Genomic DNA, 14,006 nt, shown 5'->3' on the forward strand with positions numbered 1-14,006 from the left:
TGGCGCTACCCGCTACCTCGGTGGGTAGCGGCTGGCCAGGTTGGTAGCGGGGTGGGTAGCGGCGGCGCTACCGGGTAGCGGCGCCGCCGCTACCGTTCAGGCGCTCTTGCGGCGGTCGATCGCGGTGTCCACATCGGACACGCGGGCGCCTCGGAGGACCTCGCCGCGCACCTTGACGTTCACGCTCGGTACACGGTCGCGGAGTTGCGCGGAGATCGCGTCGGCGGTGATGTCGGCGTAGTGCTCCGGCAGGGCGTCGGCGAGCCGGGCGGCGATGGTGGCCCAGTGCAGGCCGTTCTCCCCGGCGAGGAACACCGACCGGACGTCGGCGAGGGTGTCGCGCAGGTCGCGGGTGATGGTCTCGCCGATCGCGGCGCCGGACAGGGTGCCGGCGGCCTGCCGGTGCTTGCGGGCGGCGGTGAGGATCTTCTCGGCGTCGGTGTGGTCGGCGAGGTACGTGCGCACCGTCGGCGTGTCGTCGCTGGCGCCGTAGAGGTAGCCGACGCCCCGGTACTGCGGGCCGCTGGGCAGCGCGGACGCGTCGTAGCCCTCGCTGTACGCCTCACCGCCCAGGACCGCCTCGGAGACGACGCGGTTGCCGCATTTGAGCGCGAACCGCACGGCGTGGTTGTCCCGGTACCGGTTGAACAGCCGCCCGACGTCACCGGCACCGACGCCGGAGGGCTTCTGGCTGCTGGACAGCAGGATCACGCCCGCCGAGGGGCCGACGGCCATGATGTAGGACAGCAGCGCGGCGATCTCCTTGTTCTGCTCCTGGCTGTCCAGCTCGTAGTACGCCTGGAACTCCTCCATCACCAGCATCCACACCGCGAGCTGCGGATACTTCCGCGACAGCTCCCGCGTGATCTTCCCCTCGGGGCACTCGACCGTGGACAGGGAGGAGAGGAAGTCGTTGACCTCCTGGATGTGGGCCTTGACCTCGCGGAGCACCTCCAGCAGGTGCTCGACCGGGTCGTTGTCGCGGCTGTTGGGCACGGTGCCGAACACCATGCGGTGCGCCACGAGGCGGAACTTGTCCCAGTCCGGCGACATCTTGCCGTCGACCACGATGAGCCGCACGTACGGGTCGAGCGCGGCGAACAGCGCCAGGAGCCGGGTGGCGAACGTCTTGCCCTTGCGGGGCTGAGCGCCGACCATCACCGACACCCACATCAGCAGCAGCCCGACCTTCCGGCCGCGCTCGTCGAGGCCGAACGGCGCTTCGGTCCAGATGTCGCGGACCTTGCCGTCCAGCAGCGGCGTGCGCCCGGCCGGGATGGCGAGGGGGTCGCGGTCGGCGACGAACAGCACGTGCCGCCGGTGGCTGGACGGGTCGCGGGTCAGGAACACCTGGTTCACGGACACGTCGAGGCCGGATGCGATGGCGCCCTTGGCGTTGAGGACGTGTTCCCACGTCTTGCCGTACGGCAGGTCGATGACCACCTGCGAGCCGGAACCGGAGGCGTCGCGGGACATCGTGGAACCGAAGGTGACCTGCTGGTTGGGCTTGTCCGGGTGGCCGAGCCCGGCGGCGTAGTAGGCGCGCAGGATGATGTCGGGGTTGACCCGCCGGTACCGCCCGGCGACCACCGCCGGGCGCAGGATCGGCTTGTCCTGCGGGCGGCCGAGACGCGCCAGCCCGCACACCAGCCCGGCGGCGGCCAGCCCGGTCACCCACCACGGGGCCATGGCGTAGGCAACCGGACCGCCGATGGCGAGGGCGGCGGTCTCGGCGGCCAGGACGATGCCGCGCCATGCACGGGTGGCCTTGACCTCGCGGTGCAGCTTGTACCAGGTCGCCGGGTCGTTCGCGTCGGCGGCGGCCTGCCGGAGTCCGTACTGCTCCGACAACCACCACCACCGCAACTGGCGGCCGACTACCTTGAACAGGCCCACGGTGGCCCAGAACCCGGCCTGCATCGCGTACCAGGGCGCCCGGACGGCGTGGTACCCGGCGCGGTGCAACGCGTCCTCGGCGATGTCGCGGACGGTCGCCTTGAAGTTCTGCCAGCCCAGCAACCGCGTCGGGATGATCGGGCGGCGCCCCTTCGCGTCGGCCGGCGGCGCGTCGACCAGCACGCCACCGCGCTCCGGCTCCTCGTCGAGCGGGATGTCGAAGTGGCTGTCGGCGTTGGTGCCGTCCCGGCGCGCGCGGGCGGCGCCCAGGTCGACCACGTCGGCGACGTCGGCAACCTCGGACTCGTACTTGGACCAGTCGAACCCGTTCGGGTGCTCGCGGTCCGGTTCGTCGCTCGTCATGCTGGAGGTCTCCTGACTTCCTGATGGAGGGAAGGGGGACCGGTGCGCGGTCACGGTTTCCTAGGCCTTGGGGCCGCGCACCGGGCGGAGCTAGAACGGGTTGCGGGGCAGCGGGTCGCCCTTGACCAGCGCCGCGAGGCTCTGGCTCAGGTGCTCGGCGATGTACTGCCGGTCGGCCCACTCGTTGTCGAGGTGGTTGTTGCTCCACGCGGCCAGCTCGGACAGCACGCGCAACAGCGCTTGCAGATCGGCTTCGGCGTTGCTGGTCATAACGGTCTTCTCCTGACTTCCTGATGGAGGAAAGGGGACCGGTGCGCGGCCACGGTTTCCTAGGCCTTGGAGCCGCGCACCGGGCGGAGCTAGTCGCGGTTGGCGTGGATGAGGTGGGCGAGTGCGGCGCCCATGCCGAGCACGGCCACGGGCAGGCAGGCAACCGCCGTGGTGATCCACCAGGGCGCCGAGGTGACCCCGGCGGCGGTGAGCAGGTGGTACGCGACCTGTCCGGCGGCGCCGAAGATGAGCGACCCGACCGCGGACCAGCGGGCGAACCGGCGCACCGACGCGCCGTAGGCGCTGGAAAGCCACACGGCCAGGGCGTACGCGGCGTACGTCTCGACGCCGATCGGGAGGGTGATGGCGGTGTTGATGCTGAACCCGTCGGCGATGCCCGGGAGCGGGTGGATGACGCCGAACCCGGTCAGCTCGCCGAGGCCGACCCACCCGGACCAGATCGCGACGAACGCGGGCAAGGCCAGGACCCAGACCGGCCAGGAGCGCGGCTTGCGCCCGGCGGGCGCCACGGTGGGCGGCGCGGCCGGGGCGGGCGGCGTGGTGATGTTGGCGCCCGGGTGTCCGTCACCCGTGGCCAGCGGCGATGCCTCGGGCGTCTCGGCGACCAGCTCGACGTCGACCGGCACGGCAGGCTCGGGGGTGTCGGTGTCCGGCTCCAGGTCCGGCACGACGTGCAGCGACCGAACGGCCGGGGGCTGCGCCCACGGCGAGGTGGGCGGCTCGGGAGTGGCGGTGCGCTCGTCGGCCTCGCGCTGGCGGGTGTCGCGCTCGTCGGTGAGCGCCTCTCGGATCGCGTTGGCCTTCGGCGCGCCGATCTTGAACTCCTTCATGAGCGCGTTGCGGGACGGGATGTCGCCGATCGTCTCGGCGAGGGCTCGGGCCTGCGGCATCAGCGCCTCGATCGGGGCGGGGTAGGCGCTGGCAACGGCGTTGGTCATCTCAGACCTCCGAGAGGAGTAGGTGAGGGTGGCGGAAGCAGCAGCGGTCGTCATGCGCGTTCACGCGGCCCGGCGGGTGGCGCTCGAACGGCGCACGAACAGCGCGACGGTCTCGCGGATCACGGCCGTCCGGGCGTGCCGCAGGCGCCGCACCTCCAGGCCGTCGACCGGGCCGGTGCGGTCGAGCATCTTGAGCTGCACGTCCAGCAGGTCAAGCTCCGCCTCGATCAGCGGCCACTCGTCGTCGATCTGTGCCAGATCCTCGGCGGTCGGTTCGGATTTCACAGGGTGTCCCTTCAGCGGTTCCTGGAAGCTTGAAGCGCTTCTCTGTTGCGCAACACGGTAGCGATACGCAGACCTGTTGCGCAAGGGTGTTGCGGTACTGTCGGCGAATGACCGATGCGCGAGACAGGCTCGTCACGGCGGCGAAGCGCTACCGGCGCACCGAGGCCGCTCACGAGGAGGCGCGCCGCGAGGTGCAAGAAGCGCTGGTGGCTGCCCTAGAGGCCGGGGTCGGCCCTACGGAGGTCCAGCGGTTGAGCGGCCTCACCGGTGCGTACATCCGCAAGCTGGCACGCGAGCGAGGGGTTCCGCCGGCGCCGCCGGGACCGAAGTCGTCTGCCCGTGTTCATGGGGATCAGTCAACCGCCTGACCAGCCGGAAGTTGAGACCGTCAATGCGGCGGCAAGCAGGCGCCGACTAGGCATCGACTAGGCATCTGTCGGCAAGGCGGAATAAAAACGGGGAGGAATCATGCCGAATAGCAAGCCCGGCGCGACGCCCAACATCGCGCTGTACAACCTGCGAGACTCTCGGGCAGAGACTCAGGACGACGTGGCGGAGGCCCTGAACAGGCTCGCCGACGCGCGAGGTGTGAAGACGGCCATCACCGGTAACCACGTCTCCCGATGGGAGCGAGGTGTCGTTCACCCGAGTCGGCTGCACTGCCAGCTGCTGGCCGCGCACTTCGGCGTCACGGTCGCCGAGCTCGGCCTGACGCGGCAGCGAAGCGTCCCGGCAGGGCACCCCGGACGGGTGCTCGGCGCGCCCGACAACGTCCTGTCGATCGACGACACGGCTATGGAGGAAGACCCACGCGTGGAAGAGTCACAGCGCGAATGGCTGCACACCCGCCGCAGGCTCAACGCTCACCATCTGCCGCTGGCGCAGTCCGCAGCGCACCTCTATCCGGAGGAGTACCGCATCGGTGAGACGGGAGTCCTGTCTCGGCCCGACTGGATGCACTCGCCGATGCTCGACCTGCGGGACATCGAGCTGGTGTACGAGCCGGACGCGCCGCCGCCGGAGGTCGACGGCACGGAGGAGTTCACCAGCCACCTGCGCCCGCTCCGCGCGCCCGGCCAGCGGTACCAGCGGTACAGCCACGCAATCCGCGACGTGGCGCGCCCGAAGCTGCTGGAGAACCGGTACTCGTGGCGCCTGCTGGAGGCGGCCTTCTCCGACGGGAAGGGCAGGCTCCGCTTCGGCGACATGAACTACTTCGACGCGATGGACACGTGCGAGGCGATCGCGCACGAGACCAGCTCGGTACTCCTGGTCAATGACGGCCAGGTCGCGCCGGCCACGTGGCGCGGCATGCGCTTCCGGAAGGCCATCGGCGACCCGTTCGACCTGGCGCGCCGGGCGATGCTGCTCTCCATCAACACGCTGACCATCCGCAAGGACGGCTCCTCGGCGAGCATGATCCTGCACAAGCGCAGCGCGGCGAACGTCGCCACCTCCGGCGGCGTCATCGGCGTCATGCCGGCCGGTGTCTTCCAGCCCTCCACGGTCCGCACCAGGGACCACAGCAACGACTTCGACCTCTGGCGCAACATCATGCGCGAGTACTCGGAGGAGTTCCTCGGCAACCCGGAGCACTCCGGCGACGGCCCAGGCGCCGACTACACCCAGGAGCCGATGCGCTCCCTGGACAAGGCGCGCGACGAGGGCGGCATCCGTGTCTTCTTTCTCGGCATCGGCGTCGGCGCCTTGGACCTGTGGGGCGCCATCGAGACCGTCGCCGTCTTCGACGCCGAGGTCTTCGACGAGATCTTCACCGACATCGTCCACATCAACGACGAGGGCTCGGTCCTCCGCGTGGGCAGCGCACTACCCACGGTCCACATTCCCTTCACTAAGCAGGTGATCGACGATCTCTGGGCCACCGGCCGCCTCGCGACAGAGACCGCGCTGACGCTTAGGGCGGCATGGTCGAATCGGGAGCAGTTGCTTGGTCGCTAAGCCCGACGTAGGCGATCGTCGTTCGAATTTACTGACCTGTGCGAAGCCTCTTCAAGCTGTCGGCGGAGGTCGTTGGCCTCCTCCGTGCGTCCGAGAGCCGTCAGCACATCCGCAAGGGTTGTGAAAGCGGCGAGCAGCTTTCGGCCGAAAATCTGTGGCAGTTGTTCGGCCAGCACTCCGAAAATATCGATTGCCTCCGTGATCGCGTCCAGCGCATCGGGCTTACCCTCTCGTGCTTTCACACAAGCCCTCGCGTAGGACCGCAATGACATAGCGAGGCTGGCCTGGTAGGCGGCCGGGTCAAGCAGGGCCAGTGCGCGGAAGATGCCAACGGCTTCCTCGGCGGCGGTCAGGGCATCTTCCCATCTGCCAAGCCCAGACAGATGGTTGCCGAGGTTATGTAACGACCCGGCGAGGGCGAGTAGGTGCGCACCCGGGTTTGCGTCGGCAAGCTGGCGGCGGATGTCGAGGGCTTCCTTTGCCGCTGCCAACCCCTCCTCCCACAGGCCGAGCGCGGATAGGCGGTTGCCGAGGTTATTCAGCGATGCGGCGAGGTCGGGCTGGTAGGCGGCGGGGTTGCCTTCAGTCAGGCGGCGGTAAATTCCGGTGGCTTCCTTAACCGGGTGTAGGGCCTCCTCCCGCTGGCCGAGCGCGGATAGGCGGCTGCCAAGGTTATTCAACGATGCGGCGAGGTCGGCCTGGTAGGCGTCCGGGTTGACCTCGGCCAATTGGCGGCGAATGTCAACGGCTTTCTCAACTGCGGTCAGGGCCTCGTCGTGCCGGCCGAGTTCGGCGAGGTGATTACTAAGGTTATTCAACGACGCGGATAAGTTTGGCAGATAGGCGGCGGAATTGCCCTCGGCCAATTGGCGGTAGATGCGGGTAGCTTCCGCAGTGGACGCGAGAGCTTCGTCCCGTTTGCCCAGTTTGGACTTGAGCATGCCAAGGTTGTTCAACGCTGTGGCGAGGTCGGGCTGATGGGCGGCGTTGTTCGTGCCGGACAGTCGGCGACGAATAGCGACAGCTTCCTCAATCATGGACAATGCTTCGTTCCGCCGACCGAGTTCGGCCAGGTGGCCGCCGAGGTTGTTCAACGCTGCGGCGAGGGCAGGCTGGTAGGCCGCCGAGTTGGTCTCGGCGAGCCTGCGATAGATGCCAACGGCTTCCTCGGCTGCGACCAAGGCAAGGTCTTGATGGCCTAGCTCCGCAAGATAACTGCCGAGATTGTTCAACGACATGGCGAGGTCGGGCTGGTAGGCGGCGGGGTTGTTCTTGGAAAGCCTGCGGCGAATGGCAACGGCTTCCTCGGCTGGAGCGAGAGCAGCGCTTCGCTGCCCTAGGCGGAAGAGGTGACCTCCGAGGTTGTTTAACGACATGGCAAGGTCAGGCAGATAGACAGTGGGCTCGGTATCGGCCAACCTGCGGTGGATGTCGATGGCTTCCGTGGCAGCGGCGAAGGCTGCGTCTTGCTGGCCGAGCTCCGAGAGGTGGGCACCTAGGTTCATCAGCGACACGGCGAGGCTGGGCTCGTAGGCGGCGGGGTCGGCCTTGGAAAGCCTGCGGCGAATAGCGACAGCTTCCTCGACTGGGGCCAGTGCCTCCTTCCGCAGGCCTTCGTCGGACAAGAACATGCCAAGGTTGGTCAACGCTGTGGCGAGGCCGGGCTGGTAAGCGTCGGGATCGGTCTCGACCAGTCTGCGGAAAATGCCAATGGCTTCGTGGGCTGCCGGCACGGCCTCCTTGCGTTTGCCTACCTCAGACAGGAACGTGCCGAGATTGATCAACAATTCGGCTAGGCCGGGCAGATGGGCCGGGTCGGCCTCGGCCAGTTGACGACGGATGTCTAGGGCCTTCTCGGCCGCGGCCAAGGCTTCGTCTCGTCGGCCAGCGTTGGAGAGACGCCAGGCGTGGTTGGCATGGATTTCGGCGTGAATGACGGGGTCGCTGCTGGTGGTGAGCCGGTGGTGGGCAAGAGTGGTGGTGATGGCGGCAGCGGCAGGGTCGAGGTCAATGTGTCGGTTGCCAGGTAGCAGAGCCGCGATCGCTTCAAGCGCAGTGGGGTCAACGTGGGGGAGGTCGGCTAGTCGTGTGAGGGTGGTTCCGCCAGCTGCCAAGGCAATGCTTGGATGCTGCCGGACAAATGGATATAGCACGTTAGTAGCGATGTGAGGCCATCGCTGAGCGGTTTCGACCAGTACGGTGAGTGCTGTCGCTGTCCACGCTGATGGGACGTTGTCGGCGGCCGATAGCAGTGCAGCCGGTGCGGCGATTGCCCAATCATCGACGAGCCCGCCGGTGTTGGCGTGCGGGTGGCCGGGGGTGCACAGGGCGATAAGATCTTCGCCGAGTCGGTCGGGATGTAGGGCTTCGAAAACGGTGGCTGGGTCGGCGGGCGGAACGCATGCTCGGTGATCATCGATAAGCTGATCGGCATCGGGAACATTTGCAGCTAGGTCAACGCGGAAGATTGCAGCTCTGGCGGTAAGGCGCGGCAGGGCACCGGTAAGCGTCGCAACAAACGTCACACGATGCATTACCTCCGGCCGAGTGCGCATGGGATCCTCGGCGCGGGTGTGCAGGTGTTGCCAGTGTGCGTACTCACGGCGCAACAAGTACGCCGAGATCGCATGCGGCGCAGTTGGAGTAGCGTCCCCGTGGCGGTAAGCCTCGACTGCGGCGAGGGCGGCCATGTGAACCGCGAGGACTTGCGCGAATCCGGGTTGCTCCAGACCGGGTGGCGCCGACCACACAGAGTTGTCGTTGACGCCGAGCGCGGTTGCGAAGTGCTGGGCGGCGGCGCCGTACAGGTCGTCGCGGTTCTGATTGAGTCCGAGCGGCGGCAGTACTGAGTCGTCGGCGCTCATGCCGAGGTCACTGTCCAGCCGGTCGGCGACTGCCTGCCACCAGAACCCGGACGAGCGGGCCAGCAGAAGTACCCGTAGCACGAACGGTGTCCGTGCGGCGATGGCGTGCAGGTCGGTCAGCAGCGCCAGCAAGTGCGAAGCGGGCCATCGGTCGGCGTAGTCGACAACCACCAACACCCGGCCGTCGGTCAGCAGATTTACCCGACTGGCCGGAGCATCCAAACCCAGCGCCGTCGTCGCAGGAACACCTGAGGCGGTTGCGCCTGGAGTGGTGGTGTGGACTGCTCGCCAGACAGTCCAGCCTGTAGCGCTGCAAAGAGCGGCGAACTCGTCGGCGAGGCGGGTCTTGCCCTGCCCGCCGGCAGAGTGGATCAGGCGGACGGTCGGCGCGTCGGACTCCGCCCATTCCGCGAGATCGTGCACCTGCTGTTCGCGGCCGGTGAACGGCACCACCCGGTAGCGGGGCAGGAGCAGCCGGCTTGGCTGCGCGCGTGCGCTTGATTGCGGCAGTTTCTGCGCCTCGGCCTGGAACTCCTTGATCTGATAGGTCAGCGGCGCCCGCGAGTTGATTGTGAGGGTCACTGCTCCGGCGACGTCGCTGAGCTGGATCACCGGCCCGAACGCGAGGCTGCCGATTACCGCCTGCGAAGCAGTAGTCTTCTGCCACCCGGTGAACAACCGGGACCAGTCGCTCACCGGTCGATGTCGGCGTCACCGCCGACGCCGTCAACCTGATGCACCGACCCGGCCACCTGCGACCCGGTCACGGACTGCCCGCCCGGCGGTGCTGCCAGCGGGGTGGACGGCGCGGGCGGTGGAACCACCGGGCCAGCTGGCGGCGTGCCGGTCGAGCCGATGCGGACGTTGCCCTGAACGCCACGGACCTGCGTCACACCGCCGCCGACCGATGATCCAGTCACCGACTGTCCGCCCGCCCCTGAGCCACGGCGAGCCAGCATCACCCCGTACGCCGACAGAGCGAGCCCCAGCACCGCGCAAACAGCGCCGACTACGCTAGCGATCTTGTCGGCCGCGTCCAGATCGGCGACCGCTCCCCACACCCCGCCGCCGATCAGCAGCAGCCCACCCGCCACGCACGCTCCGGCCCGCCATCCCTGCGTCATTGCTTCATCATCGACGGCGGTGACGACAAGGGCAGTCGCCGACCGGTCACCGACAGTGTGACTCGGCCGTGGTCGGACAGATCAGCTCGATTGGCCGACCGGTCAGATAGGGCGTGAGGGAGCGGTGCCTTGGCGGCGCCACAACTTGCGGCACGGCAACAGCGCGGCAACAGGAGGATGATTCGGGGTGTTTGTGCAGCTAGAGGGCTTTGGTCGGTTCGGACTGTAAATCCGTCGCGAAAGCTACAGAGGTTCGAATCCTCTACCCGCCACCGGCAAGACAGCACGGCCCCGGACCGGGGGTGACTCTGGTCCGGGGCCGTTCTCGTTCCGGCGACCCCCGGACCTGTAGGCAAGCTACCGGTTGAGCTCGACCCCGAAGCTCCGAAAATTGTCGTACATGCGTTCTAAGATGTACCCATGAATGAGCGGCAGTGGTGGAACGGGCGGTGGTCCCGGCTCGGGCGGCGGGACGTCTTCGTGCGCAACGCGGCCGACGGTCGGTGGCAGGTGGAGCTCCGGCGCGGCGGCCCCGACGGGCGGCTCCGGGTCCGGTCGTTCGACTCCGAGCGGGATGCGGTCGGCTGGGTCGAGTCCGCGGTCCTTGCCGACGACGACCCCGAAGCCGGTTGGCGTGAGATGCGCGACGAGGCCAACCGTCTCCCGTCCGTCAGGGGACGAAAGATGGGCAGGTCTGACTCCCGGCGTCGCGGAAAAGTTGCCAGGGATTTAGATCAGGCGGGCTGATGTAGCCGGATCGCCACTATCGGAATCGGCCGAAAGGTCGATTCTTCCGTGGCGGCGCTTCATCCTGGCCCTCGCACTGTTGGATCAGACGTTGGCTGTGGCAGGATCGTGGGTATCCATACGGGACCCTGATGTCACTGCGATCGCATGGGAGCGACAGATGCGAGAGACGACGCCTGGCCGGTGGATGACACGGTTCGCGGTGATGATCGGCGCTGGCGTGGTTGCGCTCGGTGTCTCGGCCGGTGCAGCGCATGCGAGCACGGACAGTGAGGGATCTGTGGTGAGACTGGTGAGCGTTCTGCGCGCCATCCAGCCGCACGCTGCCCCGCCGGTGGTCGAGCCGATCTTTGTCACTGAAGGCTGGGACTGGAGCTAGCCGGACCGCCCGCGTCGCGGACGGTGTGATGCACCAGGCTCCATGCCCGAAAGGTAGGGGAATGGGTGCCGGCTCCAAAGGTTCCGATCAGCCGCTCTGAGGTCCACTCGTGGCTGATCACGGCTCCCCTGTTCGTCCTGGGGGTGCTGCTCTCGCTCCCTATCCTGCTCTCGGACCGGCCGTCACACGTCGGGCACCACTATGGTCACGCGCTGGCGCTGCTGGCGCTCGCGACCCTCGCCACGCCGCTGGAGCTCCGCTTCGACATCAGGCGGCAGGGCCTGAGCACCAAGATGAACGAGATCCCGCTTATCCTGGCGCTGTACTACCTCTCGCCGTGGCTCGTCCTGGCGGTGCGGGTGACGGCCGGGCTGCTGTGGAACATCTTCGGCGCGCGGTTCAGCTCGCACAAGGTCGCCTTCAACGCCGCCAGCCACTTCGCCGGCACCGCGACGGCCAACCTGATCGTGTTCCAGTTCGGGCTGCACGGCGGCGGCTCGCCGCTGACGTGGCTGGTGCTCGGCATGGCCATCCTCGCGGGCAACGTGGTCACCCTGGCTGCCATCGCGGGCGTCATGGTGCTGCTGCAGGGCGTCGGCCAGCTGCCGCAGTTCCTGAAGTCGTCGGTCCCCGGGTTCGCGGTGATGGGCGTCAACATCGTGCTGGGCCTGGTCATGCTGCTCGCCCTGGTGGCCAGCGACTGGGGTGCGCTGCTGCTGGTCGCGCTGGCGATCGTGCTGTTCATTCTGTATCGCTCCTACACGCAGTTCTTCCGGCAGCACCGCAACCTCACCGAGATCTATGCGTTGACGCGTGAGATCGCCGCGACCAACCACGACGGCACACTGCCGGACGTGCTGCTCGGTCGGGTGCGGGCGCTACTGACCGCGGACTCGGCGACGCTCTGGCTGCCGCGGCACGGGCGCCATCACGAGATGCTGCTGTCGTCCAGGTTCGACTACCAGGGGCTGCTGGACAGCGCCCCGACACCGGACCTGTTCCGGCAGCTGGCGATGCGCACCGGGCAGACCGTCGTCGCCGGGCCCAGGGCCGGCGGGCCGGAGCTGCAGTCCGCGCTGCAAGAGGCGCAGGTCAAGGACATCATCGTCGTGCCGCTGCGCTCCAGCGGCGTCGCGATCGGCACGCTGGAGGTCGCCGGCCGGCTCGGCGCCCAGGTGCTCTTCGGCAAAGAAGACGTGCAGCTGCTGGAAACGGTGTCGCTGCAGGTCGGCGCGGCGGTCGAGAACAGCCGCCTGGTCGACCGGCTCCAGTTCGACGCCAACCACGACGCGCTCACCGGCCTGGCCAACCGGCGCCGGATGCTCACCGCGTTGGGTGAGGCGATGACCGGCCGGGGACCCCGCGAGGTCGTCGCCGTGCTGCTGTTCGACGTCGTGGCGCTGCGCGAGGTCAATGAGTCGCTGGGGCACGACGCCGGCGACCAGGTGCTGATCCAGGTCGCGAAGCGGCTGCGCGGGCTGGCGCCGCAGGGTGCGCTGGTGGCACGGGTCGGCGGCGACGAGTTCGCGGTCGAGCTGCGCACGGCCAGCGCCGAGGCGGCCGCGGCGGTCGCCGACACGCTGCGGGCGGGGCTGCGCGACCGGATGGTCATCGACTCGCTCACGATCGACGTCGACACCAACGTCGGTGTGTCGATCTACCCGGACCACGGCTCGGAGCCCGAGGCGCTGCTGCAGCGGGCCGTGGTGGCCACGTCGGTGGCGAAGTCGCGCGGGATCGTCCAGCTGTTCAACGCCGGCCTGCAGTCGCGCTCCGTGCGGCGCGTCGGGCTGGCCGCGGACCTGGACGCCGCGCTCAACACCGGCGAGCTGGAGGTCTACTTCCAGCCCAAGGTGTCGCTCAAGGACCGCCGGCTGGTCGGGGTGGAGTGCCTGGCCCGCTGGGAGCATCCGGTGCACGGTCAGGTGGCGCCGCCGGACTTCGTCGCGGTCGCGGAGCACACCGGTCAGCTCGCCCGGCTCAACAGTGTGGTCCTCAGGGAAGGCATCCGCAGGGCCCGTGAATGGGCCGACGCCGGGCGTTCGCTCACCGTGGCGGTCAACATCTCGGTCCGCACCCTGGGCGACGCAGACTTCCCGTTACAGGTGTCGGAGCTGCTCGAGGAGCACGGCGTGCCGGCCGAGCGGATCATCCTGGAGCTCTCCGAGCAGGAGCTGCTCGGCAGTGGCCGCAGCGGTCCCGCCCTGAAGCGCCTGCGCGAGCTGGGCGTGCTGCTGTCCGTCGACGACTTCGGCGCGGGCCGGTCGTCGTTCGCGGACCTCAGCCGCCTGCCGGTGCAGGAGGTCAAGATCGACCGCGCGTTCGTGCAGGGAATGGCGACCGACACCGCGGATCTCGCGATCGTGCGGACCGTCGTCGACATGGCCCGCCACTTCGGGCTCGCCGTGGTCGCCGAAGGCGTTGAGAGCGAGCTCACACTCGGGTTGCTCGAAGACATGCACTGCGATATGGGTCAGGGCTTCCTGTTCAGCCGCGCACTGCCCTACGAGCGCTTCGAGTCCTGGCTCCAGATCCAGGCCGACGCCGACCCCACCGTCCCACCCGCGGGCGAGGTCCGCTGGCTCCGCGCCGTGCCGTAGCCCCACTCCAGCCGCCGAGCCCCGTGCCCTGCGCCGTGCCGTAGGTCCGCCAACCGATGCGGCGGGGCGACACGGGCGGGGCGATGCGGCCAGGGACGCGGCTCCGGCGCGGTGGTCACCAGGCGTGGGCGTGCCGGGCGTAGGGCGTGCCGGGCGTAGGGCGTGCCGGCGGACGTTGCCCCTAGAGGCCCCTGTGCCTCTCGGAGAGGCCCGAGCGGTTCCACGACATGTGGGGACCAAGGGTCCCGGTCGTCCGCCGACCTCCCGGCCGAATCGTCACCCGGCGGCGGACCCCGGTGCAGGGGTTCGTGGCGACACGCGAAGCAGCGCCCTGGACCGGGTCTGCGCGACATTCAGGACGGCAGGGCAGGCAGTGATGCTGGACGGTGGCGCATCCGCGAGAAGGGGGTGACGTGGCCCACTCGGCGAGTGTGGGAAGGATCGGCCGGGGCGGGGAGACACGCCGGAGGCAGGGGGCACAAGCTGGGCAAACACCACTTCGGGGAACTCGATTTCGTGCCACGGCGAGGGCCGTGTACGCTTAGCGAGCGCATGTGCGG

11 protein-coding genes are annotated in these 14,006 nt (G+C 68.5%); 5 read left to right on the forward strand and 6 right to left on the reverse strand.

The genetic code is table 11. The features are described 5' to 3' along the window. Nucleotides 1-96 precede the first annotated feature (96 nt). The 4 genes from AB0I21_RS00005 to AB0I21_RS00020 form a co-directional block, all read right to left on the reverse strand. Nucleotides 97-2,259, reverse strand: a complete 2,163-nt coding sequence (locus AB0I21_RS00005) for a cell division protein FtsK (RefSeq protein ID WP_360557855.1) — start codon at nucleotides 2,257-2,259, stop codon at nucleotides 97-99. 90 nt (nucleotides 2,260-2,349) lie between these two features. Next, complete coding sequence (locus tag AB0I21_RS00010) at nucleotides 2,350-2,529, reverse strand: hypothetical protein (protein WP_360557857.1); 180 nt, start codon at nucleotides 2,527-2,529, stop codon at nucleotides 2,350-2,352. 89 nt (nucleotides 2,530-2,618) lie between these two features. Next, complete coding sequence (locus tag AB0I21_RS00015; protein ID WP_360557858.1) at nucleotides 2,619-3,488, reverse strand: ABC transporter permease; 870 nt, start codon at nucleotides 3,486-3,488, stop codon at nucleotides 2,619-2,621. 60 nt (nucleotides 3,489-3,548) lie between these two features. Further along, the gene (locus tag AB0I21_RS00020; protein ID WP_360557859.1) at nucleotides 3,549-3,857 is read right to left on the reverse strand and encodes a DUF6284 family protein; all 309 of its coding nucleotides are present in this window, start codon (nucleotides 3,855-3,857) and stop codon (nucleotides 3,549-3,551) included. Nucleotides 3,858-3,880: 23 nt separating this feature from the next. Here AB0I21_RS00020 and AB0I21_RS00025 point away from each other — a divergent pair, with 23 nt between their 5' ends. Next, entirely contained in the window at nucleotides 3,881-4,141 is a 261-nt protein-coding gene (locus AB0I21_RS00025; protein ID WP_360557861.1) for a hypothetical protein, read from the forward strand. Nucleotides 4,142-4,241: 100 nt separating this feature from the next. Beyond that, entirely contained in the window at nucleotides 4,242-5,732 is a 1,491-nt protein-coding gene (locus AB0I21_RS00030) for a helix-turn-helix transcriptional regulator (protein ID WP_360557862.1), read from the forward strand. Here AB0I21_RS00030 and AB0I21_RS00035 read toward each other — a convergent pair. Both AB0I21_RS00035 and AB0I21_RS00040 read right to left on the reverse strand, forming a co-directional pair. Then, complete coding sequence (locus AB0I21_RS00035) at nucleotides 5,729-9,292, reverse strand: tetratricopeptide repeat protein (protein ID WP_360557864.1); 3,564 nt, start codon at nucleotides 9,290-9,292, stop codon at nucleotides 5,729-5,731. The genes AB0I21_RS00030 and AB0I21_RS00035 overlap by 4 nt on opposite strands. Beyond that, nucleotides 9,289-9,720, reverse strand: coding sequence for a hypothetical protein (locus tag AB0I21_RS00040; RefSeq protein ID WP_360557866.1), 432 nt, complete (start codon nucleotides 9,718-9,720; stop codon nucleotides 9,289-9,291). The genes AB0I21_RS00035 and AB0I21_RS00040 overlap by 4 nt, the downstream gene beginning before the upstream one ends. Nucleotides 9,721-10,140: 420 nt before the next feature. Here AB0I21_RS00040 and AB0I21_RS00045 point away from each other — a divergent pair, with 420 nt between their 5' ends. The 3 genes from AB0I21_RS00045 (at nucleotide 10,141) to AB0I21_RS00055 (ending at nucleotide 13,446) form a co-directional block, all read left to right on the forward strand. After that, nucleotides 10,141-10,467, forward strand: a complete 327-nt coding sequence (locus AB0I21_RS00045) for a hypothetical protein (RefSeq protein WP_360557867.1) — start codon at nucleotides 10,141-10,143, stop codon at nucleotides 10,465-10,467. A gap of 160 nt (nucleotides 10,468-10,627) precedes the next feature. Next, nucleotides 10,628-10,846, forward strand: a complete 219-nt coding sequence (locus AB0I21_RS00050; RefSeq protein WP_360557868.1) for a hypothetical protein — start codon at nucleotides 10,628-10,630, stop codon at nucleotides 10,844-10,846. Between the two features lie 143 nt (nucleotides 10,847-10,989). Next, complete coding sequence (locus AB0I21_RS00055; RefSeq protein ID WP_360557870.1) at nucleotides 10,990-13,446, forward strand: bifunctional diguanylate cyclase/phosphodiesterase; 2,457 nt, start codon at nucleotides 10,990-10,992, stop codon at nucleotides 13,444-13,446. Nucleotides 13,447-14,006: the final 560 nt, after the last annotated feature.

Origin of the sequence: Dactylosporangium sp. NPDC050588 (genome assembly GCF_040654975.1) — a bacterium.
In the GTDB taxonomy this organism is placed as follows: domain Bacteria; phylum Actinomycetota; class Actinomycetes; order Mycobacteriales; family Micromonosporaceae; genus Dactylosporangium; species Dactylosporangium maewongense.